The following is a 23,180-nucleotide window of genomic DNA, read 5'->3' on the forward strand; positions in this document are numbered from 1 at the left end:
AGGACAGGTTTGTTATGATAAACAACGGAATAAAAGAGAGAAAGAAGAAAAAAGGACTCTAGCCATCATAGTCATAAAGGTTAGGAGATGAACTGGTAAAATGAACAATAAGATACAGATGATTGCGATCGATATCGATGGTACACTATTAAATGATGACTATCGCTGGGACTCTGAAACGAGAGATTTGCTGCTAGAGTTACAGTCTTCTAATATACCTGTTATGCTCTGTACCGGAAGACCTCTTAAAGCAACCAAACAAATCGCCTTAGATATGGGCATAGAATCCTATTTAATTACAGACAATGGTGCAGTTGTCCACCATATAAAAAGCAGCGAAAACCTGGCTGTTAAAGAAGTAGCTGTACAGCACTGCCCAGAAATCGTTCAGCTGCTGGAGCAGACAGGTGCCCATCTGGATCTCACCTCTCTTCAAGAAATGTACACCAAAGCTCATGGTCCTTCGGTCGCTGAGCTCTATAAAAAATATATGGTAAACCCTCTTATTGTGGAGGACATGACAAAAGTTGACGACTCAATCGTCAAGGCTACTTTATTTGATGAACCTGAGCGTATTGATTCGATCATGCAATATCTGCCGCAAAAATTAAAAAGCTATCCTGTCCAGTGCTTTCGCAGCGGCCCCACGTTTATTGACATCATGCATCAAGAAACTTCCAAAGGAAATGCTCTGCATTTCATGGCGCATCACCTAGGCGTTTCTGCGGAATTTGTGATGGCGATTGGCAATTATTATAATGATTTGGATATGATCCGCTATGCTGGAATTGGTGTAGCGATGGGGAATGCACCGGAGGATATCAAACAGGCTGCCAACTTTGTTACGGACACCAACAACCGTCAAGGCGTGAAAAAAGCCATCGAACGATATTGGAGATAGAAGCCCAGAATAGAGAGAAGGAATATGGATGAATAAGATAGGAATTGAAGATATCATTGTCGCGAATCATGTGCTAAAGGACGTCATACAACGTACACCGCTTCAAAGAAATCAGATTCTTTCAGACCGGTTTGAGTGCCAAGTGTACTTGAAGCGAGAGGACCTTCAGGTCGTTCGCTCCTTTAAAATAAGAGGCGCCTACAACCGCATACGCAGTCTTTCGGAAAACGAGCTTGCGCGCGGAGTCGTTTGCGCAAGTGCAGGAAATCATGCTCAGGGAGTGGCATTTTCTTGCAGGCATTTGCAAATTAACGGAAAAATCTTTATGCCGTCTACGACACCCCGGCAAAAGGTTTCGCAGGTCAAGCTATTTGGCGGACCTTACGTCGAAGTCATTCTGACGGGTGATACATTTGACGATTCTTTCTCAGAAGCAATGAAATATTGCAATGAGCATGAGATGGCCTTTATCCATCCTTTTGATGATCCGCATATTATTGCTGGACAAGGAACTGTAGGCATGGAAATCATGAATGATATCGAAGAACCGATCGACTATGTATTTGTTGGAATCGGCGGCGGAGGACTTGTATCCGGAGTCGGCACCTATATCAAAGGGATTAGCCCCATGACCAAGATGATTGGGGTGGAGCCGCTAGGGGCGGCTTCCATGAAAGAGTCCCTAGCCCAAAATGATGTAGTGACTCTTCAAGACATTGACAAGTTCGTGGATGGCGCTGCTGTAAAACAAGTCGGCCATTTAACCATGGAACTCTGCAAAGATCTGCTTGACGATATCATCGCTGTGCCTGAAGGCAAGGTATGTACGACTATTCTTGAGCTGTACAATGAAAATGCCATCGTTGCCGAACCTGCTGGAGCTTTGTCCATTGCAGCTTTAGACCTTTACAGGGACCAAATTAAGGGAAAAACAGTTGTATGTACCATTAGCGGAGGAAATAATGACATCGACCGGATGCAGGAAATTAAAGAACGTTCTATGATCTATGAAGGGCTCAAGCATTATTTTGTGGTCAATTTCCCTCAGCGGGCCGGGGCTTTACGAGAGTTTTTGGATGGTGTCCTCGGAGAGAATGATGACATTACCCGTTTCGAGTATACCAAGAAAAACAATAAAGACAATGGTCCTGCACTTGTGGGCATTGAATTGAAGAACAAAGAGGACTACGAGCCGCTCATTGAGCGAATGGTTGAACACGGCATTCACTATGTAGAGATAAATAAAGATCCTTATTTATTCAATCTTTTAATTTAAAGGAAAGAAACACAGGATAGCTGAATTAAGGAAATAATTCCTTAATCCAGCTTTTTTCTTTTTATGGACAGGCCTTGATCCTATAAAATTTAAGAATTGTCTAATGCAATTATTTGTGATAATATCATAGTGGGGTGACAAGTTATGGCAGAAAAGTCTATTCGCGACCGGATCATCGAAACATCCCTGCGCTTATTTGAGGCGAACGGGTATCATCGGGTAACTGTTGACCAGATTGTTAAGGAAAGCTCTACTTCAAAGGGAGGGTTCTATCACAACTTCAAGTCCAAGGACGAACTTCTGTACACAATCCACGATAATTTCATCTCCTATGTGTTGGAGAAAGGGCAAGAGGCTTATGAGAAGTGGATGACACCTACAGAACGCCTTCATGCCATTATCAAGTCTTTCGTAATGATGATAGACTTGTATAAGTCTGAAGTTACTGTATTTTATCAGGAGAGTTCTTATCTTGCACCTGAGTATTACCGGGAGATCGAGGTTAAACGGGATCGCTATAAGGAATTGCTATTTAAGGTCATTCAAGAAGGAATTGATTGCGGGGAATTCCGAAAAGAGCTTCCTGTACCGATTATATCGATGGCCATATTTGGAATGATTAACTGGATTTACAAATGGTATCAAAAAGATGGAAGATACTCCATACAAGAGATAGCCATTATATTTGCTGACATTATTCTACATTCTGCTTTGACTGAGGAAGCTAAGAATAATCCAGCCTTTCAACGTTTTTTCCTTAATAGAATGGATAAAGAGCTTGCTCCTTTCATAAAGGGATTTTTTTAAAACGCAAACAGACCAACTAGTCGGTTTCAGGTGTGGAGCAAAAGGAGTATCCCATCAATCCTTTAAGGTTTCAAAAGACCAACTAGTCGGTCTTGTTCTTTCTTCTTATCTCAGACCAACTGGTCGGTCTGAATGGCAATCACATAAAGAATAGGAGAAACCATCATGTTAAAAATCCATGAAATTCGTGAAATCATCAAGCTAGTCGATCAATCTCAACTTAAAGAATTCGAAGTCAAAACAGAGGAAACGCGCATTAGCCTCAAGAAAAATTCAGTAGTCCAACAGTTCAAACCACTAACGCCTCCAGCACCTGTGGCAAAAGTTATAGTCAATGAACCCGTCAACAGCGTACCAACTCCTGTAAAGAGAGAAGTGCCAAAACCAGCGGTGCCAGTACAGCAAAAGCAAGAAGCAGATGAAACCCTACAAAAGATCTTTTCTCCCATGGTAGGAACGTTTTATCAAGCTCCATCAGAGGATGCACCTCCATATGTCCAACCGGGGGACAGGGTTGAAAAAACAACCGTTGTCTGTATTGTTGAAGCAATGAAGCTATTCAATGAAATTGAAGCGGAAACTAAGGGTGAAATTGTTGAAATTCTCGTCCAAAACGGACAATTGGTTGAACAAGGACAGCCCCTCTTTTTAGTTAGATCTATATGATTCCGGCCAGGAAAGGAAGCTGAAGATCATGAGTCAAGCAGACCCTAAAAATAAAGTAGAGCAAGAAATGCCAACCTTTGAAGAATTTTCGATCCCAACTTATGATGAGTGGCGCCAAGCAGCGGAAAAAGCGTTGAAGGGAGCTTCCTTTGATGAAAAGCTCGTGACTCAAACTTATGAGGGCATAGAGATTCACCCCCTATACCGACAGGAGAACATACAAAACCTACCTCATGCAGGCAGTCTTCCCGGTTTTGCGCCTTATGTAAGAGGGACACGAACCTTAGGCTATTTAGCCCGTCCATGGGAGGTGGCACAGGAAATCAAAGCGCCTACTCCTAAGGAATTTAATCGACAAGCCCGTCATGACTTAGAGCGGGGACAAACGATGCTGAATCTTGTTCTCGATAAACCTTCATTATCCGGAATGGATCCGGACCAGGCAGATATGGGGGAAGTGATGACTCACGGGCTATCCATTTTCTCCCTGGAAGATCTCGAAACGGCTCTTGATGGAATTGATCTTGAACGGATTCCCGTGTACATTCAAGCTGGCCCATCCGCTTTACCTTTAATCGCCTTCGTTGCAGCATTAATGGAAAAAAGAAACCTGCGGGTTGATCAACTGCGTGGATGCATTGGAGCTGACCCCATTGGATTTCTGGCCGCGGAAGGGACATTGAAGAATGGCCTAGACTCAGCGCTTGATGCCATGGCGAAGACAGTCCTATGGTCTGAAGAATTCGCTCCCCATGTCCAAACCATTAGTGTGCAAGGGCACCCCTACCATAACGGGGGAGCTCATGCCGTTCAAGAATTAGCCTTCACGCTGGCTGCTGGTGTAGAATATATACTTGCCTTGCAAGAAAGAGGAATCGACATAAACCGTTCAGCGAAGCAAATCGGTTTCTCCTTCTCCGTAGGTTCTCACTTCTTTATGGAAATTGCGAAGATACGTGCGGCAAGGATGCTCTGGGCCAACATTATCCAAGCCTTTGGCGGGGATGAAGAAGCCCAGAAAATGAGAATACATGCACGCACCTCCAGTTGGAATAAAACGCTCCATGATCCCTACGTAAACATGCTGCGTGGCACCGCTGAAGCTTTTGCGGGGGTCGTCGCCGGTGTAGATAGTCTTCATGTGGCACCTTTCGACGAGGTCCTGCGCGAATCGGATGAGTTCTCGAGGAGGATTTCCCGCAATATACAGCTGATTTTAGAAAGCGAGGCCCACTTGGGCAGAGTTATTGATCCTGCAGGGGGATCATGGTATGTTGAAGCTTTAACCGATGAAGTAGCCCAAAAAACATGGGAGCTTTTCCAGAAAGTTGAAGCAGAAGGCGGTATGCTGGCGAGCTTGCTGTCCGGATGGCCTCAACAACATATTGCAGAGGTGTTCAACAAGCGATTGGCGAATATCTCTCGAAGGAAAGAAAAGATCGTAGGCACCAATATGTACCCCAACCTTCAAGAACCTAAGTTGGCTAGTCAAAACGGCCTAACGGATAAGAAGAAGGCCAGAGTAGAATCTGTCCTCCAATTCCGAAAAAATCGCCAGCTAGCGGATACTCCAGCTTCTCCTGGCAGCTTTTCTGTACGACAAGCGATCCAGCAGGTCCAAAAGGGAGCAACCCTAGGACAGATCACGAAATTATTTCAAAATAAGGATGCTAGTTGCCTAACAGTTCGGCCTGTCCTCGCTGCAAGAGCTGCAGAACCCTTTGAAGCTCTCCGTGCGGCAGCTGAATCATTTAAAGAAAAAACAGGTGCCCTACCGCAGGTTTTTCTGGCGAATATGGGATCTATTGGGCAATACAAGGCAAGGGCTGATTTCTGTACCGGCTTTTTCCAAGTCGGAGGATTTCAGGTTCAAGGCAGTCAAGGGTTTGCCGAAACAGAAGATGCCGTTCAAGCTGCAGCGGCTTCGGGTGCGCTTGTTACGATAATCTGCTCATCAGACGAAGCTTACCCGGATATCGTACCTACGCTTAGCAAACAGCTTAAAGAGAAGTGCCCAGGCATGACTGTGATGGTAGCCGGACAGCCAGCGGCTGAACGCATGGATCAGTTTAAGCAAGCAGGAGTGGATGACTTTATCCATATCCGATCGAATTGCTATGAGATGCTATTTCAGCTTCAACAGCAGAAAGGAATTTCAAGATGAGAAAATCTCCTGATTTTTCTAAGATGTCCTATCATGCAGGATTTCCTAAGCCCGATCTGCAGGAGTGGAAGCGCAGGGCTGAGGCGGAAGCCAAAAAAGCACTTGACGAATATGTTTGGCAAACCTTGGAACAAATCGATGTTAAGCCGCTCTATACTTCTGAAGATACCGAAAAAATGAAGCATCTGGATTACGTGGCAGGGATTCCGCCTTACTTGCGCGGCCCATATCCGACGATGTACGTTAACCAGCCTTGGACTGTTCGGCAGTATGCTGGATTTTCGACCGCTGAGGAGAGCAATGCCTTCTATCGCCGTAATTTAGCCGCTGGACAAAAAGGGTTGTCTATTGCCTTTGACTTGGCAACCCATCGCGGCTATGACTCCGACCATCCGCGAGTGGTCGGCGATGTCGGCAAAGCTGGAGTAGCTGTAGATTCCATCCTTGATATGAAAACTCTTTTTGATGGGATCCCGCTGGATAAGATGTCGGTTTCTATGACGATGAATGGAGCAGTCTTGCCCATCATGGCTTTTTATATCGTGGCCGCTGAAGAACAAGGAGTTAAGCCTTCCCAATTGAGCGGAACGATTCAAAATGATATTCTAAAGGAATATATGGTAAGAAATACGTATATTTATCCTCCTGAGCCGTCAATGAGGATTATTGCGGATATATTTGCCTACACATCGCAGCATATGCCAAAATTCAATAGTATTAGTATCTCCGGCTATCATATGCAAGAAGCCGGGGCAACAGCAGACATTGAATTAGGCTATACGCTAGCGGATGGGCTGGAGTATGTAAGAACAGGCCTAAAAGCAGGGATCGACATTGATTCTTTTGCTCCGCGATTATCTTTCTTTTGGGCCATCGGGATGAACTACTTCATGGAGGTAGCCAAAATGCGAGCGGCTCGCTTGATTTGGGCGAAGTTAATGAAGGGGTTCCATCCTAAAAACGAGAAATCGATGGCACTTCGGACGCATAGCCAAACCTCAGGATGGAGCTTGACGGAACAGGATCCATTTAATAACGTAACCAGAACGTGTATTGAAGCTATGGCCGCATCCCTCGGTCATACCCAGTCCCTTCATACGAATGCTTTAGACGAAGCCATTGCGTTGCCAACCGATTTCTCGGCTCGAATTGCCCGCAATACCCAGTTATTCCTGCAGGATGAAACCGGAATTTGCCAAGTCGTCGATCCGTGGGGAGGCTCCTATTACGTAGAGGCTTTAACCCAAGAGCTAGTCAAACGGTCCTGGGGACATATTCAAGAAATCGAGCAATTAGGCGGCATGGCTAAAGCCATAGAGACGGGGCTGCCGAAAATGCGCATTGAAGAAGCCGCCGCACGCCGCCAAGCCCATATTGACTCGGGAAAGGAAACGATCATTGGGGTTAATAAATACCGCTTGGAAAAAGAAGATCCTCTAGATATTCTAGAGGTGGACAATACGGTCGTTCGCCAAGCTCAAATTGAGCGATTGAAAGAATTGCGTCAAAATCGGGATGAAGCTAGAGTTCAGGCCGCCTTGCAAGCTCTTACCAAAGCTGCCGAAACAGGAGAAGGCAACTTGCTTGAGCTGGCGGTAGAAGCGGCTAGAGCGCGAGCCAGCCTCGGAGAAATCTCGGAAGCCTATGAAGTGGTTACAGGACGGCATAAGGCCGTGATCCGTTCGATCAGCGGCGTCTACAGCAGCGAATTTGGAGACGAAGATGAAGTCGCAAAAGTAAGGAGCATGACAGATGAGTTTGAGCAAACCGAAGGTCGTCGTCCACGCATTATGATTGCCAAGATGGGTCAAGATGGACATGATCGCGGGGCTAAGGTCATTGCTACGGCTTTTGCCGACCTAGGCTTTGATGTCGATATTGGACCTCTGTTCCAGACTCCTGAAGAAACCGCTTTGCAGGCTGTGGAAAATGATGTCCATGTCATCGGGATGAGCTCACTCGCAGCAGGTCATAAAACCCTTTTGCCTCAACTGGTTGAAGAGCTGAAAAAGCTAGGCCGTGAGGATATCATTGTCGTCATTGGAGGCGTTATACCTGCCCAGGATTACGAATACCTCAAAGCTCATGGAGCAGCAGCGATATTTGGGCCAGGAACCGTCATCCCCATTGCAGCCCAAAAAGTTCTTCAGGAAATCATGCTCCGCTTAGAGGATGAGAGCGAATGACGGTTCGCAACAATCAAAAGCCGGAGTGGGCACCGGGTGAAGACGATGATCGCTTTGCCTCCCGAGTCCAGCCAGGAGTTCAAGGCGGTCATGACGGATTAAGGAACCAGGAGCCTTCCAGCATAAATAAGCCGGTTGCTCGCCGCCGGAAGCTTTCTGTAGGGGACTATGTAGCGGGAGTGCTTTCAGGGAATAGAACCATCCTTGCTCAAGCGATCACTCTTATTGAAAGCAATTCAGCCGTCCATAGGGAAATGGCCCAAGAAGTCCTTAAGCAGCTGCTTCCTCGTACGGGTGATTCCATACGAATTGGCATAACTGGCGTACCTGGTGCGGGGAAAAGCACGTTTATTGAAACTTTCGGTACACTCTTGTGTAACCTAGGGCACCGCGTAGCTGTACTTGCCGTTGACCCAAGCAGCTCTGTGACACGCGGGAGCATCCTGGGTGACAAGACAAGGATGGAACAATTATCCCGAAACCCTCGGGCTTATGTACGTCCATCTCCTGCGGGAACTACCCTAGGCGGCGTCGCGAGAAAAACCCGAGAAACGATGTTAGTATGCGAAGCCGCCGGTTTTGATGTTATTCTCGTAGAAACGGTGGGGGTTGGGCAGAGTGAAGTGACGGTTCGATCCATGGTCGACTTTTTCTTGCTGCTTCAAATAACAGGTGCAGGCGATGAATTGCAAGGCATGAAAAAAGGTGTCATGGAACTGGCAGATGCCATTTTAATCAACAAAGCAGACGGGGAGAACAAGCAGCGGGCCTTGAATGCCCAAGTGGAGTATAATCGGATTCTTCACTTTCTAAAACCCGCTACGGAAGGTTGGGAAACGAAAGCCTATACCTGCTCTTCCCTGCACGGTGAAGGAATAGAAGAAATTTGGGCAACGGTTCAAGCCTTTCGCGAAACAACGGAAAAACGCGGGGCTTTCCACGCTCGCCGCCAGTCCCAAACCTTGGACTGGATGTATACAATGATTGGTGATTACCTGCAAAACAGCTTCTATAATCACAGTAAGATAAAACAAAGCCTCCCAGACATGGAACAGGCCATTGCTCAAGGGAACATTTCTGTATCAGAGGCTGTACAGGAACTCATTAAAATATATGAAAACAAACAGATATAAAGCTTCGTTAGAAGCCATAGGGAGTGGGAGTTCCATATAGATATGTTTAGGATAGGAACGGACCAAAAAGCAGGACCAAGTATTCATAGCAGAGGGAGAACCTACCATGGATATGTATGAAAAAATAGACGAGCTGTTTCAGCGAAAGCTAAAAATAGAGCTTGGTGGCGGGGATGAACGGATCGATGCCCAGCACAGTCGCGGAAAACTTACGGCAAGAGAGCGAATTGACTTGCTTTTAGACGATCAGTCTTTTGTAGAGCTAAACCCATTTATTCAGCATCGGGCAACCAACTTTGGAATGGATAAAGTAGAAGCCCCAGGTGAAGGGGTAGTCACTGGATACGGAAAAATTCATGGGAGACTGGTTTACGTATTTGCCCAAGATTTTACCGTGTTCGGCGGAGCCTTGGGTGAGATGCACGCTAAAAAGATTGCTAAGATCATGGACCTGGCTGCACAGAATGGAGCACCGATTATTGGCTTAAATGATTCAGGTGGAGCGCGAATTCAAGAAGGGGTCGTTTCCCTTGATGGATATGGACATATTTTCTATCGGAATGCCATTTATTCCGGTGTCATACCACAGATTTCCGTTATTCTAGGACCCTGTGCCGGCGGTGCGGTGTACTCGCCAGCGATCACGGACTTTGTGTTCATGGTGGAAAAAACCAGTCAGATGTTCATCACAGGTCCGAAGGTTATCGAAACGGTCACAGGTGAAAAAATATCTGCGGAAAGCCTAGGGGGAGCAAGGGTTCATTCCAGCATTAGCGGAAATTCCCACTTCAGTGGGGAATCCGAACCTGAAGTACTGGAACAAGTGCGGCGACTGCTTTCCTTTTTGCCGCAGAACAACGAAGAAAAGCCGCCTTTCCTGACCCAAGAACCAACCGATGATTGGCGCGAGGAATTGGCTGAGCTGGTGCCGGTTGAAGGAACGAAGGTATACGATGTCAGAAAGGTGATCGAGCAGGTATTGGACAACAAGGACTTCATGGAGGTCCAGCCTGATTTCGCCAAAAACATCGTCATTGGATTTGGTCGCATAGACGGTCACAGCGTAGGGATCATTGCCAACCAGCCCAAAGTGATGGCAGGGGGCCTTGACATTAATTCTTCAGATAAGCTGGCCCGCTTCATTCGATTCTGTGACTGCTTTAATATCCCTCTCATTACTTTTGAGGATGTAACCGGCTTTTTCCCTGGAATCAATCAAGAGCACGGGGGAATTATCCGCCATGGGGCCAAGATTTTGTATGCCTACTCAGAAGCTACGGTTCCAAAGATTACCGTCATTCTAAGAAAGGCTTTTGGTGGAGCTTATGTGGCTCTCAATTCGAAGGCTATTGGAGCGGATATTGTTTATGCGTGGCCGAATGCAGAAGTTGCCGTTATGGGACCTGAAGGGGCAGCCAATATCATCTTTGCCAAAGAAATTGAACAGAGCGACGATCCGGCCGCTACGCGAGCTGAAAAGATTGCTGAATATCGGGACAAGTTTGCGAATCCTTATGTTGCTGCAGCAAACGGAATGGTGGATGATGTAATCGATCCACGGGAAACGCGCCAAAAGCTAAAACAGTCACTCGATATGCTTAGGAATAAAAAAGAAAGCCGTCCGTCCAAAAAGCACGGAAACATTCCACTATAAATTCACTTAATAAAGGAAGTGAGCCCGTTGATTAAACTGCATGAAATCAGAGAGTTAATCAGATTGGTAGACCAATCTTCTATAGATGAGCTTGAGCTGGAAAATGGCGGGATGCTCATCACCCTGAAGAAATCTCAGCCTGTAGCCGAACCGCTTGCGTTGGAGGAGCTAACGGAAGCCAAGGCTGATGAAGAAACAGCTTATTATGAAGCAGCTACAGCTGCCGAAGTTCTTGTGAACGGGCAGGAAACGGAGACTGAACCCTCAGCAGTCGAACCAACCGCTGAGACAGCTCGTCTCCATGAGGTCATATCTCCCTGGGTCGGCGTATTCACTAATCCTTCCGTAAAGACGGGAGAACGAGTAGAGCCAGGCCAGGTTGTATGCCATTGTAATGTAGAACCATTAAAACTATTCCACGATATCAAATCATCCGTCGCTGGAGAAGTGGTCGAAATCCTTGCAGAAGAGGGCCAGCTTATCGAATATGGCCAGCCTCTGTTCGTGGTGAAGGCTGACTAGGGAGGAGCATGTTGCATGTTTAAAAAAGTATTGATAGCAAATCGAGGAGAAATTGCAGTGCGCATCATACGCGCCTGCCGTGAATTAGGAATCCAAACCGTGGCTGTTTTTTCTGAGGCGGACCGGGAAGCATTGCATGTAAAAATGGCTGATGAAGCGTATTGCATCGGACCCACAGCCTCTAAGGAAAGCTACTTAAACATGACCAATCTGATGAGCGTCGCTTCCATCACTCATGCTGACGCCATCCATCCGGGCTACGGTTTTCTCGCTGAAAATGCCAACTTTGCCGAGCTATGCGGAGCTTGCAACATTACGTTTATCGGTCCAGAGGCTGAGGCCATCAATAAAATGGGTGATAAATCAGTAGCCCGTGAAACGATGAAAAATGCAGGCGTTCCAACTGTTCCAGGCACCGAAGGGCTTATCGAAGATATTGACGAAGCTGTAACAATCGCTGAGGGAATCGGGTACCCTGTTATCGTCAAGGCTACAGCAGGCGGTGGCGGAAAGGGAATGCGTGTGGCCAATCACGAAGAAGATCTGAGGAAAGCCATACGCCAGGCTCAGAAAGAAGCCGAAACGGCATTTGGAAATCCAGGAGTTTACCTTGAGAAATATCTGGAAGAACCACGGCATATTGAAATTCAGATCATTGCAGACAAACATGGCAACGTCGCTCACCTTGGGGAACGTGACTGTTCCATCCAGCGTCGCCACCAAAAGCTGGTCGAGGAAGCTCCCTCCCCAGCGCTCCACCAGGAACTCCGTGAACAGATGGGAAATGCCGCCGTCGCGGCAGCTAAGGCTGTTAACTATCATGGGGCTGGAACGGTTGAGTTTTTATTAGATAAGCATGGACAGTTTTACTTTATGGAAATGAATACGCGGATACAGGTAGAACACCCGGTAACGGAGATGATTACGGGCATTGACTTGATTAAAGAGCAGATTGCAGTTGCTGCAGGCTATCCGTTATCCTTTGCTCAAGAAGATATCCAAATTAACGGTTGGGCCATCGAATGCCGCATTAATGCCGAAAATCCTGCGAAGAACTTCATGCCCTCTCCTGGGAAGGTAGAAGGCTATTTACCTCCAGGAGGATATGGTGTACGCGTTGACAGTGCTGTATACCCGGGTTATCAGATCTCACCTTTCTACGATTCGATGGTTGCTAAGCTTATCGTCTGGGGGAAAGACCGAGACGAAGCCATTCAAAGAATGAAAAGGGCTCTAGGAGAATTTGTGATTGAGGGAGTAAAGACAACCGTACCGTTCCATCTTAAGCTGCTTGAGCATGAGGCATTTGTAAAAGGAGACTTCAATACGAAATTTCTGGAAACTTACCAGTTGAAAATAGAAGATTAGTGATCAAGAGTTCAGGCTGTTCCACAATCATTGATTTGGAGCAGCTTTTTTTTGCACGCTTCTTGTTCATGATTCTTGCGCTTCTTCAATAGTATGTTGTAGAACCATCTGACACCTCAAGCTGGGGAAGCGGCAGGAGAGGGAGGCTACAACCTATGCGCAAAGATCTTAGGGCCTTTTCCGCTTTAATTAAAGAGCTGAAAAGAGAGAGCAAGGCGAAGGAGAAAAAAGTCAAACCTTTAAGTCAGTTAGCTCAAAAAGAACAGGAAATGATTCGCCGGATTCAAATGGACACTCAGCGGGGCAACCAAAATAATCTTTCCCGAACGGCAGCCTACCTTGATTTTTACAAACGATGTCCTGAGATCCAGTGGTCTTTTTTGGCTCATCTCGTCTCAAGGAACGCTGGCTGGAACATGACGGATCTTAAAGGAGAATGGCTCCCCCGTCTGATGAGTTCTCAAGAAAGAGTGCCTTTTTTTCAATTTCTGGAGCGAGGGAACTGGCTGATATTTCAGGATGCCTACCCTCAGCTGCTGATATATGAAGAGAGCCGCCGAAGGAAAACCGATTTATTTTATCTGTTGCCCTATTTCCATATATCCAAATTCATGCAAAGTGTATGGAATTACTTTTGGAAGACAGAGGACCGTTCCATTCTAACGATTGGACTGATTATCAATGAACAGAATTATATCGAAAAAAAAGTGATTTCCAACCCTTTTTATCAAAAACAGGTCTTATCCTCTTTGGAGTATAAACTGCAGGAACTCCTAAGCCTTAACCAGATACTCTTTCCTTACTACCCACAATCTCCAATGCACCAAAGGCAAATCCCTAGCCTCCTTGGACAGACGGTTCACTTCTTCGCTTCGCTCCATGAGAGAATCTCATTGGGAAAAAGGCTATACGACCTTTTATTCTTACCCCATTTTCTCCGCGGAATTGAACAATGGGCATCAGAAACGCCACATACCGCATCCCGTAAAGATTATTGGGCACATCTTTTTAACGATGTCAAAGACTCGTTACCGGGTGAACCTTATCAGAGAAGACTCGAAAACTGTCGGCTTATCCATAGCCGGCTACGGCTTTATAGTCCACGGTTAAATCATGTCTGGCCAGACGTGAAACATTCAGAGCCGGAGACTGGAGACTGGTTTCGGGATTGGAAAATCGTTCATTATTTTCTGCATCCACCAAGACAATTAGGGGACATCCAAGATGCCTATTGCAAGACTTTAGAAAAATTAGACTTTGTCGTTGCGACTCAAGCGGCTTTGTTCCCGCCTGAATCCTAGATTTCCAGATCGCCTAGCTGCTTATCCGGCAACATATAGTCGTTGATGAAAGGGTAAAATGAGAAGGGAAAACAAGATAGCTATGAGGAAAATAATCACATATTGACGAAACATAGGAATGGTGAGATAGTAATGGCTAAGGAGATAAAAGATGAAGTAAAGTGAACGAGAAACTGCGAACACGAGGGTATTTCACATGAAATTGAAAAGGATAATCAAGTTTTACCTCATAAGCCTCTTCCGCTTAAAAAAAGGAGCACAAAAGATTTCCTTGGGACTTGTTTTTGGTTTCGCCCCCAATTGGTTTCCTACCTTCGGTTTAGGTCCAATGCTGTCCGTGGTTTTAGCGCGGATTGTTCGCGGAAATATCCCTGCAGCTGTTATTTCTGCCTCGTGCGGTTCCTTTTTATGGCCATTTCTTTTTCTGCTGAACTACAAGGTTGGGTGCTTGTTCATGTTTTCTGATTCCGCACAATCTCAAGAGTCCACTCTAGGTTACCTCTCCGCTATTCAAGATATTAGTCTTTATTTTTTTGTAGGGGCAGCCTTGAATACCTTAATATTCGGTATACTCGGTTACATCCTTTTTTATTACGTTTTCAGCAAGTATCGCTATACCATATTAAAGAAGCTTCAAAGGGAGACCTGATTTCTTATCAGGTCTTTTTTTATTGCATCTAAAAAAGGGTTACAGACTTTGCTGCAACCCTTAAAGAATCCCCATGCTTTCAATATGGTCTTTGGTTTTCGCTGTACCCAATTGATGGAGCATGCGGTATACCTGTTGGAGCGAGTGGTCGTATTCGTGATTATCCTCGTCATCATGGTATTGAATATAAGGAGTATGGGCACGAAGCCACGTTCCCATTTCTTTTTGGTGAGTTTTATCAAAAAGATCCTGCAATTGCTGTAATTCTTGTTCGGTCGCGTCCACTTCAAATTCGTAAGTGTCTGCCCCTTGATCATCCAGAATAATCCCATGTTCAACATTTACGTAATAACGTTTTTTCTCCATGATCCACCTCACTAAAAAGGAACTTTATAATAGTACTTAAAAAACCAAACCAGAGCGAAAATGACCGCGGCAAACAATACATAGCTGAGGATAATCGGGTTGAGCAATACAGGATTCGACTTGATCTTATCACTGACGCCGGTATCTATTTCGCTTTTCTGTCTTGCACGAATCCGAAGCGACAAGACTAACCCCGCACTTAGAACCAGGATGACAATGGCCACAAGCAGAGTAAACACGTCCATAATGTGTCTCACCTCATGTATGATTTCTTCTTAGTAGGTTTTGTTGAAGACGACAAAAAAATACAGACTAACCCCAAACTAACCAAACTCTTCTTCTCCCATCGTTCCATTCCATAGGGTAATCAGATGATAAAGTGGCAAAATACATAGGAGATAAATCAAATAGGGACTTAAAGAAAAAAACACTTGAATTTTAAATGTAATTATTATAAACTAGTATTAGTTAGAAATAAGAAATGGAGTGGTTATAATGCCAAGAGCAATTTTATATAGCAGCACTGGGTGTCCTTATTGCGAAAAAATAAAAAATGATCTTAAAAATTGGGGAATAGAATACGAGAATCGAAACGTAACGGAAAATCCACAGTTTTTTGATGATCTTCATGCTATGGGAATTTTTTCTGCTCCTGTTACAATCATTGATGGAGAAACTTTTATTGGTTATAGACCAAATAAAATGAAGCAGTATTTAGGAATAACTGACGAGCCGACGCCATCGTCAACTGAGGCGAAGAAGGAAGAAGAAATTTTCACTCAAGTAAATGCTGAAATTTTGGATCAAGTCTATGATCTTGTAGCGATTGGCGGGGGACCTGCTGGTACTTCCGCAGCCATTTACGCTTCTCGCGGGAAGTTGAATGTATTAGTCATTGATAAAGCTCCTGCCGCCGGAACATTGGCAATCACGCATAAGATAGCGAACTATCCTGGTGTGCGTGGAGAGGTGACAGGATTAGAGCTGCTGCAGCAAATGCAACTGCAAGCCAAAGACTTCGGGACAAAATTTGTACGTACGAACGTATTGAGTGTAGATTTTTCTGACCCGGAAGTGAAAAAGCTTGAAGTGCCGGAAGGTACGATCAAAGCTAAAAGCGTGTTTATAGGCGTTGGAGCTAAAGCACCTCTCAATAAAATTAAAGGGGAAGAAGAATTTACCGGCCGTGGAGTGAGCTACTGTTCCACATGTGATGCTGCTTTCTTCCAAGACCGTACCGTAGCGGTTGTGGGGGAAACGGAAGAGGCTGTTCATGAAGCAGAAGCTTTATCCAAGTTTTGTAAAGAAGTCCGCCTCGTCGTGCCGATTAACCAATTCAAGGGTGAAGTAGACATATCCGAACTAGAGCAAAAGCCAAACGTAAAAATCTACTATAAGCACCGTTTGAAGGAGATTACCGGAGGAAACAAGGTGGAAAAATTGGTAATTCAGGATGACCAGAAGAATGAAGTGACATGGGATGTCGATGGTGTATTCTTATACCTTGCAGGGATGAAGCCAGGAACTGACTTCCTTAAGAATGCCGTACAGCGTGATGAAGAAGGTTATGTAGTGGTCGATGAATATCTTCGCACAAGTGTGGATGGCGTTTTTGCTGGTGGGGATGCTCGCCGTACGCCGATTAAGCAAGCGGTTATTTCCGCCGCAGATGGCGCTATTGCTGCACTTGGTGCCGATCAGCACGTGAATAAGAGAGCGAAAATGCGCCCTCAATATAGCTAAATTAAAAAAAGGATTGCCAAGACATTACTTCCATGATATTCTTATTTTTGTAAAACTTCATAAGTCTTATTGCGGGAGCTTGGGGAACCAGGCTGAGAGGATATCTATACCGTTATCGACCGTTGAACCTGAACTGGATAATGCCAGCGGAGGAATGTGATCTTACAGCTTTGTCTATTTGACAGCACACGTATGACCATACGCCGCATGTAACCAATGCGGCTATTTTCATTTGTGTTTCTTCCGCCTCCATGAAAGGTTCAAAATGATTAGAATCTTTTAAAATAGGAGGTTTTTTTATGTCCAATTCTACCAAACCAATCATTGTGTCTCCCATTATCCAACCGTTTCCAGGCAGTCAAAAGGTGTATGTGCAAGGGTCTCGTGAGGAAATTCGTGTCCCTATGCGAGAGATCATGCTATCTCCAACGGTAAACAGCTTTGGGGAAACAGAAAACGAACCGGTAAGAGTATATGATACGAGCGGCTTATATACCGACGCTACCCAAGCCCCTGATATTCATCAAGGACTACCTGCCGTACGCCGCGGCTGGATTATGGAACGAGGTGATGTGGAGGAATATACAGGCCGTGAAATTAAGCCTGAGGATGATGGATTCAAGGAACAAAGCGAACCGGCCAATCGCGAGGTTTTTCCGGGTCTAAAGCGCAACCCCTTACGGGCAAAGCCAGGCAGGAACGTCACTCAGCTTCACTATGCCCGGCAAGGGATCACGACACCCGAAATGGAATTTATAGCGATTCGCGAGGGGCTTTCTCCGGAATTCGTCAGGAAGGAAGTGGCGGAAGGAAGAGCCATTATACCCGCTAACATCAACCACCCGGAATCTGAACCAATGATAATCGGCCGCAACTTTCACGTGAAAATCAATGCCAACATCGGAAACTCAGCTGTTACCTCATCCATTCAGGAGGAAGTGGAGAAAATGGTCTGGGCTACTCGCTGGGGCGCCGATACCATTATGGATCTGTCCACAGGGAAAAATATTCATACCACCCGGGAGTGGATTATCCGCAACTCACCGGTTCCCGTGGGCACTGTACCCATTTATCAGGCATTAGAAAAAGTAAACGGAAAAGCGGAAGATCTGACATGGGAAATTTACCGCGATACCCTTATCGAACAAGCTGAGCAAGGGGTTGATTACTTTACCATTCACGCTGGTGTACTGCTGCGATATATTCCGTTGACCGCCAAACGTGTCACAGGTATTGTTTCCAGAGGAGGATCGATCTTAGCCGCTTGGTGTCTAGCCCATCACGAAGAAAATTTCCTTTATACTCATTTTGAAGAAATCTGTGAGATTATGAAAGCCTATGATGTTTCTTTCTCCTTAGGGGATGGCCTCCGTCCTGGTTCCATCGCCGATGCCAATGATGAAGCCCAATTTGCTGAACTGGAAACATTAGGAGAACTAACGAAAATTGCCTGGAAACATGATGTGCAGGTCATGATCGAAGGACCGGGCCATGTTCCGATGCACAAGATAAAGGAAAATATGGATTTGCAGCTTGAGATTTGCCACGAGGCGCCTTTTTACACCCTTGGGCCCTTAACTACTGACATTGCACCTGGTTATGATCACATCACGTCGGCAATTGGAGCTGCCATGATAGGGTGGATGGGGACGTCCATGCTTTGCTATGTAACGCCAAAAGAACACCTGGGGCTGCCAAATAAAGAAGATGTAAGGACGGGCATTATTACTTACAAAATCGCAGCCCATGCAGCAGATCTGGCTAAGGGACACCCCCACGCTCAGACCCGCGACAACGCCTTATCCAAAGCCCGATTTGATTTTCGTTGGAGGGATCAATTCAATCTATCCCTCGATCCAGAACGCGCTATGGAATATCATGATGAAACCCTGCCTGCTGAAGGTGCTAAGAGTGCACATTTTTGTTCGATGTGCGGGCCTAAGTTTTGCAGTATGAAAATTACGCATACGATTCGCGAGGAGTATGCTTTAGAGGAAGGAATGAAGGAAAAGTCCAAAGAATTCAGGGAAAGAGGAAGCAAGATTTATGGGTAATGCTGCGAATGAGATAAAAGCCTCAGAGCTGTTGGAATCAATCAGGGAGTTAGAAAAAAGAACTCAACGACTCAGAGAAGAACTTATTTCACTTCAAAGTAAATGTGTGCATGAATTCGTTTCTAGCGAATTAATGAAAACTTGCCCGAAATGTCTTCATTCGGAAAGTGTATATTATTAAGAGAAATTTTTGAATAAAAAGAAAAAAGCAGATAAATCTGCTTTTTTCTTTTTATACTTTAAATTGAGATTGGAAGTGGTTACAGCCAAGAAGGCCATCTTATTTATTTGTATGGGTTTTCATTCTAAGATGCTTGATTTTGTGCTTTCTTTTGCTCTATCCGCTGCATGATCTTTGGTAAGAATGGGGTCGTTAAGGAAACACAGATTGCGAAAACGACTTCAGCCACAACGATAAATTTTACAAATTCGCTCAATTTCACTCATGAAACATCCCTCCCCTTTATTTACAGATTAAAACAGAGCTAACATAGTGTCAATAATTTTTTCACAATATTGTCACATATTTTTCAATAATTGTTCATATTTTAATAGGATTTACTCCTGATTCAATAAGATTAAACTTTATTGACCCCTAAAAAACGAACATTTTTTATTTTTGCAGATTCCCAGGTATGACTACCTTATCCCATAAATATTCTACTAAGAGAGAAGTAGTACACTTCATACGGAGGTGTTGCAATATTTATCCAATTGATAAGCAATCGAAAACCCAGAAGCTGGATGCCAACCCGGATCTAGTGAAGATACGAAAAGAGTTTGTAAAAGGAAATCTAACCTTATTTTGTGGAGCAGGGGTTTCGGCTGACTCCGGTATCCCCGTTTGGAATCATTTATTGAAGCATTTGCTCGGTGAGCTCTTTGTAAAAAAAGTTCAGAAAGAAAATATCTCTCACGAGAAACTGGCTGAGATTTATTTAGAGTACTTTAAGCGATCACCACTTATTGTCCTTCAGTATCTTAAGATAGAATTAGGGAACGATTTTTTGCATTATGTAAGGAGAGCGATTTACCAGAACCAGCCCCGTAGCAATGAGTTGATGGACGTTATTGTAGAACTATGCCGACCCCAGCGGGAAAGGAAATCCTTGCACTCTATAGTGACTTTTAATTTTGATGATGTCGTCGAGCAAAATTTGGAGAAAAATAAAATCCGATATAAATCCATCTCTAAAGAGGGAGAAAGATACTTGCCTTCCGAGCTGCCCATTTATCATGTTCACGGTTTTTTGCCCCGAGAAGGGGACTTATCCGGATTTCATATCGTTTCTAGTGAAGATGCCTACCACTCCCAGTTTATTGACCCGTTCAGCTGGTCCAATCTCGTACAGCTCAATCTTTTGAATCAAAACCTATGCCTGTTTATTGGACTGAGTATGACAGATCCAAACTTAAGAAGGCTTTTGGACGTTTCCATGAGAAAAAAACCCGATAAAATCCTAAAAAACCATTATATATTCAAAAAAAGATATAACGAGAGCGAAGTTCGGCAGCACATCTCAGAAATAGGGATAAAGGACGAAGAACATATTTATACTGATACGTTTATTCGATTGGCCGAAATGTTTGAGGAACAGGACGCTAATAATTTAGGGCTCAATGTGATTTGGGTCAATGATTTTCAAGAGATTCCTTTTTATCTGGGAAAGCTGATTGAGGATTAATTGTAGAAGGGGAGGAAAATTGATAAGATGAGTAGAAGGGGTATTGAAAGGTGTGAATTCCGTGAAGTTTCTAGTAGCCGTACTCATTATTGTACCAACCTTGGAGATTTGGGGGTTAATTACAGCCGGTCAAGCCATCGGATGGCTCCCCACCTTGCTTCTTGTCGTTCTCACAGGGTTAGTCGGGGCCTGGCTGGCTAAACGGCAGGGGCTGGAGATTTTCCGCATGGCTCAAGTCCAGCTTCAGCGGGGGGAGTTGCCCGGTGAAGCGATCCTGGATGGCATATTCATATTAGTTGGTGGAGTATTGTTATTGACTCCAGGTTTTTTTACCGATACTTTTGGGTTCCTTTGTCTTTTGCCGATATCGCGAAGAGTCATGAAAACTTATATAAAAAATTGGCTATGGAAAAATATCCAGAACGGCAAAATATCGTTTTATGGCGGCAACTTCCGCAGATGGTAAGCTTAAAGGAGAGAAGAAATATATGCAGCTAAAACTTGAACGCATTGAGGACAAAATTGAATTTTTTGAAGCCTATGATTTAAAGAAGCTAGAAAAAATGATTGATGAACAAATTGAAAATAACAAAGTACTCCTGCTACATGTCCACTCCGTCCAACACCAAGTAACAGTTGATTCAACAACTGGAAAAAGACTATACAGTGCAGCGGTTCACTTTAAAGCCAAGGTCTAAAATTGGTTCCTGAAATGGAGAAAAGCCAGGTGCCCATTTTGCAGGTTGAGGATTTGAGCGGGGGGTATTTAAAAAGCAGGCCAGTCCTGCATCATCTTCACTTTCAAGTAAGAAGCAACGAAATCGTCGGTTTGATTGGATTGAATGGAGCAGGAAAGAGTACAACTATTAAACACATTCTAGGATTGCTTGAGCCGACGAACGGCTCGATTTCCATTAAAGGGATAACCAGGGATCAGCATCGAGAGGCGTATCAGGCACAGGTAACTTATATTCCAGAAACACCTATATTTTATGAACAGCTAACGTTGTGGGAGCATCTTGAATTAACTGCCATGGCCTATGGGCTTAGCGAGGATGATTGGGTTCCTCGGGCACAGTCGCTTTTATCTGAGTTCCGGATGGAACCGATGAAACATTGGCTGCCTGAAACGTTTTCCAAAGGGATGAAGCAAAAATTAATGATTATTTGTGCCTTCATGCTTGAACCGTCACTTTATGTGATTGACGAACCGTTCGTAGGGTTAGACCCTAAAGCCATACGGTCCCTCCTCGAATTAATGAAACGGCGTCAAAAAAAGGGTGCTGGGATTTTAGTTTCCACACACATCCTTTCCACGGCAGAGCTTTTCTGCGACCGCTTTGTCCTGCTTCACGAAGGAAGAATCCTGCTGCAGGGATCACTACCGGAATTAAGACAGCAAACCAAGCTGCATCAAGCATCATTGGATGAGATCTTTATGCAGGTAACCGAGGTAAACCGAAATGAATAAGGTTAGAAAAATGTGGCTGGACAGGGCATCATGGTTCTGGGGCGACGCTATTCGCTACTTGAGGGTCATTTTAACAGGGTACATGTATGTGCCTATCATTCTACTTATTTTGCTTGCTTTTCTCTATCGCTACATCCTGGAGGAATTTCCTGATACGTGGGATATTGGGTGGATATTATCGCCCATCTTGGCCTATGCCCTGACAAAAGGGGATATCAGGACTTTCGTCAAACCTCCTGATCCCATGTTTCTGCTTCCAATGGAACAGAGGCTAGGGGAATATTTTAGACTAAGCTTTCTTTATAGCGGTTTGATCCAAGGAGTGACCTTATTCTTTGTCTTCCTCATATTATCACCCTTGTTTTACGCCAAGATTTCCCCGCACCCAACTGATTTCTACGGTGCTTTTATCATCCTTCTGCTGATAAAATGGAGTAACTTGCTTGCTTCATGGGTCGAGCTGCGTTTCCCGGAGAGAAGAGGCGGCTTATTGAAATTCCTGCGTCTGATAATAAACCTGGTCCTATGTCTTAGTATTTTTCAGGTTGCGCTTGTCCCGCTGGGCATCCTAGGCGGACTCGTGGGTGGAGTTATATTCTCCTACATTTGGCTTTTCATCAAATCATCGCTTTTTTGGCCCAATCTGGTGGAAAGAGAAGGGAAGAGTCAGGGTGCATTTTATGCCTTTGCTCAGTGGTTTATGGATGTCCCAAACTATCCCGTCAAAATTAAGCGGCGTACATTTTGGATCCTGTTGTTGCGCTGGATACCTTTGAAGCATCAATGGAGCCACCTGCATTTGTACCTCCGCTCCTTTATTCGCTATGAGGATGTATCTAACCATTATATTCGCCTAACCTTTTTGGGAACTCTGATCCTTTTCTTTGTTCCTTCCTTGACCTGGGCAGCCATCGTATATCTGATGTGCCTCCTTTCCAATGCCGTTCAACTCATCAACAGCTGGAATCGTCTGAAGGATAGCTTTTGGGATCATGTGTATCCCATTTCCTTGGAAGCCAAAAGGAGGGGCTTCCAGTTATCATTGCTCAGTTTTCTTGTGATTCAATCCATCTGCATGTCTTTCAGTTTATTTTCATACGGCTTTTACGTACTGACAGCATTTCTTACAGTAGGAGGATTGTTTTCTTACATCATTGCTTTTCCTTTCTTTTCCAGAAAACTTGGCTGACGCCCAACTTTAGTTTTGCGTCTATAAGTTTCCCTCGTGCTGTCC

22 protein-coding genes and 1 riboswitch are annotated in these 23,180 nt (G+C 44.8%); of the genes, 19 read left to right on the plus strand and 3 right to left on the minus strand.

All coding sequences use genetic code 11. The annotated features are described in order from the left end of the window. The first annotated feature begins 100 nt into the window (after positions 1 to 100). The 12 genes from ABLT31_RS08155 (at position 101) to ABLT31_RS08210 (ending at position 14,627) form a co-directional block, all read left to right on the plus strand. Complete coding sequence (locus ABLT31_RS08155; RefSeq protein ID WP_367750557.1) at positions 101 to 901, plus strand: Cof-type HAD-IIB family hydrolase; 801 nt, start codon at positions 101 to 103, stop codon at positions 899 to 901. 28 nt (positions 902 to 929) lie between these two features. Continuing rightward, positions 930 to 2,177 carry a threonine ammonia-lyase IlvA gene (gene ilvA / locus ABLT31_RS08160; RefSeq protein WP_367750559.1) on the plus strand — a complete coding sequence of 416 codons (1,248 nt, stop codon included), beginning with the start codon at positions 930 to 932 and terminating at the stop codon, positions 2,175 to 2,177. Positions 2,178 to 2,321: 144 nt separating this feature from the next. Continuing rightward, a complete protein-coding gene (locus tag ABLT31_RS08165) occupies positions 2,322 to 2,984 on the plus strand; it encodes a TetR/AcrR family transcriptional regulator (RefSeq protein ID WP_367750561.1) in 663 nt (220 codons plus the stop codon). 165 nt (positions 2,985 to 3,149) lie between these two features. Beyond that, entirely contained in the window at positions 3,150 to 3,650 is a 501-nt protein-coding gene (gene accB, locus ABLT31_RS08170) for an acetyl-CoA carboxylase biotin carboxyl carrier protein (protein WP_367750563.1), read from the plus strand. A gap of 28 nt (positions 3,651 to 3,678) precedes the next feature. Next, the gene (locus tag ABLT31_RS08175) at positions 3,679 to 5,814 is read left to right on the plus strand and encodes a methylmalonyl-CoA mutase family protein (RefSeq protein ID WP_367750565.1); all 2,136 of its coding nucleotides are present in this window, start codon (positions 3,679 to 3,681) and stop codon (positions 5,812 to 5,814) included. Next, entirely contained in the window at positions 5,811 to 8,000 is a 2,190-nt protein-coding gene (gene scpA / locus ABLT31_RS08180) for a methylmalonyl-CoA mutase (RefSeq protein WP_367750567.1), read from the plus strand. The genes ABLT31_RS08175 and scpA overlap by 4 nt, the downstream gene beginning before the upstream one ends. Then, positions 7,997 to 9,133 carry a methylmalonyl Co-A mutase-associated GTPase MeaB gene (gene meaB, locus ABLT31_RS08185; protein WP_367750569.1) on the plus strand — a complete coding sequence of 379 codons (1,137 nt, stop codon included), beginning with the start codon at positions 7,997 to 7,999 and terminating at the stop codon, positions 9,131 to 9,133. The genes scpA and meaB overlap by 4 nt, the downstream gene beginning before the upstream one ends. 112 nt (positions 9,134 to 9,245) lie before the next feature. After that, positions 9,246 to 10,787 (plus strand): acyl-CoA carboxylase subunit beta, encoded by a 1,542-nt coding sequence (locus ABLT31_RS08190; protein WP_367751348.1) that lies wholly within the window; start codon positions 9,246 to 9,248, stop codon positions 10,785 to 10,787. Between the two features lie 27 nt (positions 10,788 to 10,814). After that, positions 10,815 to 11,309 carry an acetyl-CoA carboxylase biotin carboxyl carrier protein gene (locus tag ABLT31_RS08195; protein WP_367750571.1) on the plus strand — a complete coding sequence of 165 codons (495 nt, stop codon included), beginning with the start codon at positions 10,815 to 10,817 and terminating at the stop codon, positions 11,307 to 11,309. Positions 11,310 to 11,324: 15 nt separating this feature from the next. After that, entirely contained in the window at positions 11,325 to 12,677 is a 1,353-nt protein-coding gene (accC, locus tag ABLT31_RS08200) for an acetyl-CoA carboxylase biotin carboxylase subunit (protein ID WP_367750573.1), read from the plus strand. A gap of 155 nt (positions 12,678 to 12,832) precedes the next feature. After that, positions 12,833 to 13,978 carry a DUF2515 family protein gene (locus tag ABLT31_RS08205; RefSeq protein WP_367750575.1) on the plus strand — a complete coding sequence of 382 codons (1,146 nt, stop codon included), beginning with the start codon at positions 12,833 to 12,835 and terminating at the stop codon, positions 13,976 to 13,978. Between the two features lie 196 nt (positions 13,979 to 14,174). Continuing rightward, positions 14,175 to 14,627: a DUF2062 domain-containing protein gene (locus tag ABLT31_RS08210; protein ID WP_367750577.1), complete on the plus strand. Its 453-nt coding sequence runs from the start codon at positions 14,175 to 14,177 to the stop codon at positions 14,625 to 14,627. Positions 14,628 to 14,687: 60 nt separating this feature from the next. Here ABLT31_RS08210 and ABLT31_RS08215 read toward each other — a convergent pair whose 3' ends face one another. After that, positions 14,688 to 14,993: a hypothetical protein gene (locus tag ABLT31_RS08215; RefSeq protein WP_367750579.1), complete on the minus strand. Its 306-nt coding sequence runs from the start codon at positions 14,991 to 14,993 to the stop codon at positions 14,688 to 14,690. Positions 14,994 to 15,004: 11 nt separating this feature from the next. Beyond that, on the minus strand, positions 15,005 to 15,238 hold the full coding sequence (locus tag ABLT31_RS08220; protein ID WP_367750581.1) for a hypothetical protein: 234 nt from the start codon (positions 15,236 to 15,238) through the stop codon (positions 15,005 to 15,007). Positions 15,239 to 15,488: 250 nt separating this feature from the next. Here ABLT31_RS08220 and ABLT31_RS08225 point away from each other — a divergent pair, with 250 nt between their 5' ends. Next, the gene (locus ABLT31_RS08225) at positions 15,489 to 16,736 is read left to right on the plus strand and encodes an FAD-dependent oxidoreductase (RefSeq protein WP_367750583.1); all 1,248 of its coding nucleotides are present in this window, start codon (positions 15,489 to 15,491) and stop codon (positions 16,734 to 16,736) included. Between the two features lie 61 nt (positions 16,737 to 16,797). Continuing rightward, positions 16,798 to 16,908: riboswitch (TPP riboswitch) on the plus strand. Between the two features lie 127 nt (positions 16,909 to 17,035). Then, positions 17,036 to 18,790, plus strand: coding sequence for a phosphomethylpyrimidine synthase ThiC (gene thiC / locus ABLT31_RS08230; RefSeq protein ID WP_367750585.1), 1,755 nt, complete (start codon positions 17,036 to 17,038; stop codon positions 18,788 to 18,790). 305 nt (positions 18,791 to 19,095) lie between these two features. On the opposite strand, the gene ABLT31_RS08235 is transcribed toward thiC, so the two are convergent. Then, on the minus strand, positions 19,096 to 19,233 hold the full coding sequence (locus ABLT31_RS08235; RefSeq protein ID WP_367750587.1) for a hypothetical protein: 138 nt from the start codon (positions 19,231 to 19,233) through the stop codon (positions 19,096 to 19,098). Positions 19,234 to 19,551: 318 nt separating this feature from the next. Here ABLT31_RS08235 and ABLT31_RS08240 point away from each other — a divergent pair, with 318 nt between their 5' ends. The 5 genes from ABLT31_RS08240 (at position 19,552) to ABLT31_RS08260 (ending at position 23,135) form a co-directional block, all read left to right on the plus strand. Beyond that, entirely contained in the window at positions 19,552 to 20,475 is a 924-nt protein-coding gene (locus ABLT31_RS08240; RefSeq protein WP_367750589.1) for an SIR2 family protein, read from the plus strand. 61 nt (positions 20,476 to 20,536) lie between these two features. After that, the gene (locus ABLT31_RS08245; protein WP_367750591.1) at positions 20,537 to 20,941 is read left to right on the plus strand and encodes an FxsA family protein; all 405 of its coding nucleotides are present in this window, start codon (positions 20,537 to 20,539) and stop codon (positions 20,939 to 20,941) included. A 22-nt stretch (positions 20,942 to 20,963) separates the two neighbouring features. Further along, complete coding sequence (locus tag ABLT31_RS08250; protein ID WP_367750593.1) at positions 20,964 to 21,173, plus strand: DUF2536 family protein; 210 nt, start codon at positions 20,964 to 20,966, stop codon at positions 21,171 to 21,173. 29 nt (positions 21,174 to 21,202) lie between these two features. After that, positions 21,203 to 21,946, plus strand: coding sequence for an ABC transporter ATP-binding protein (locus ABLT31_RS08255; RefSeq protein WP_367750595.1), 744 nt, complete (start codon positions 21,203 to 21,205; stop codon positions 21,944 to 21,946). After that, on the plus strand, positions 21,939 to 23,135 hold the full coding sequence (locus ABLT31_RS08260) for an ABC transporter permease (protein ID WP_367750597.1): 1,197 nt from the start codon (positions 21,939 to 21,941) through the stop codon (positions 23,133 to 23,135). The genes ABLT31_RS08255 and ABLT31_RS08260 overlap by 8 nt, the downstream gene beginning before the upstream one ends. Positions 23,136 to 23,180 lie beyond the last annotated feature (45 nt).

This window comes from Ammoniphilus soli (genome assembly GCF_040813775.1).

Excerpts from the sequence above, each read along its gene's own strand:
- ABLT31_RS08155 (WP_367750557.1), top strand. The coding sequence starts at position 101 with ATGAACAATAAGATACAGATGATTGCGATCGATATCGATGGTACACTA.
- ilvA (WP_367750559.1), top strand. The coding sequence starts at position 930 with ATGAATAAGATAGGAATTGAAGATATCATTGTCGCGAATCATGTGCTA.
- ABLT31_RS08165 (WP_367750561.1), top strand. The coding sequence starts at position 2,322 with ATGGCAGAAAAGTCTATTCGCGACCGGATCATCGAAACATCCCTGCGC.
- accB (WP_367750563.1), top strand. The coding sequence starts at position 3,150 with ATGTTAAAAATCCATGAAATTCGTGAAATCATCAAGCTAGTCGATCAA.
- ABLT31_RS08175 (WP_367750565.1), top strand. The coding sequence starts at position 3,679 with ATGAGTCAAGCAGACCCTAAAAATAAAGTAGAGCAAGAAATGCCAACC.
- scpA (WP_367750567.1), top strand. The coding sequence starts at position 5,811 with ATGAGAAAATCTCCTGATTTTTCTAAGATGTCCTATCATGCAGGATTT.
- meaB (WP_367750569.1), top strand. The coding sequence starts at position 7,997 with ATGACGGTTCGCAACAATCAAAAGCCGGAGTGGGCACCGGGTGAAGAC.
- ABLT31_RS08190 (WP_367751348.1), top strand. The coding sequence starts at position 9,246 with ATGTATGAAAAAATAGACGAGCTGTTTCAGCGAAAGCTAAAAATAGAG.
- accC (WP_367750573.1), top strand. The coding sequence starts at position 11,325 with ATGTTTAAAAAAGTATTGATAGCAAATCGAGGAGAAATTGCAGTGCGC.
- ABLT31_RS08205 (WP_367750575.1), top strand. The coding sequence starts at position 12,833 with ATGCGCAAAGATCTTAGGGCCTTTTCCGCTTTAATTAAAGAGCTGAAA.
- ABLT31_RS08210 (WP_367750577.1), top strand. The coding sequence starts at position 14,175 with ATGAAATTGAAAAGGATAATCAAGTTTTACCTCATAAGCCTCTTCCGC.
- ABLT31_RS08215 (WP_367750579.1), bottom strand. The coding sequence starts at position 14,993 with ATGGAGAAAAAACGTTATTACGTAAATGTTGAACATGGGATTATTCTG.
- ABLT31_RS08220 (WP_367750581.1), bottom strand. The coding sequence starts at position 15,238 with ATGGACGTGTTTACTCTGCTTGTGGCCATTGTCATCCTGGTTCTAAGT.
- ABLT31_RS08225 (WP_367750583.1), top strand. The coding sequence starts at position 15,489 with ATGCCAAGAGCAATTTTATATAGCAGCACTGGGTGTCCTTATTGCGAA.
- thiC (WP_367750585.1), top strand. The coding sequence starts at position 17,036 with ATGTCCAATTCTACCAAACCAATCATTGTGTCTCCCATTATCCAACCG.
- ABLT31_RS08250 (WP_367750593.1), top strand. The coding sequence starts at position 20,964 with ATGCAGCTAAAACTTGAACGCATTGAGGACAAAATTGAATTTTTTGAA.
- ABLT31_RS08260 (WP_367750597.1), top strand. The coding sequence starts at position 21,939 with ATGAATAAGGTTAGAAAAATGTGGCTGGACAGGGCATCATGGTTCTGG.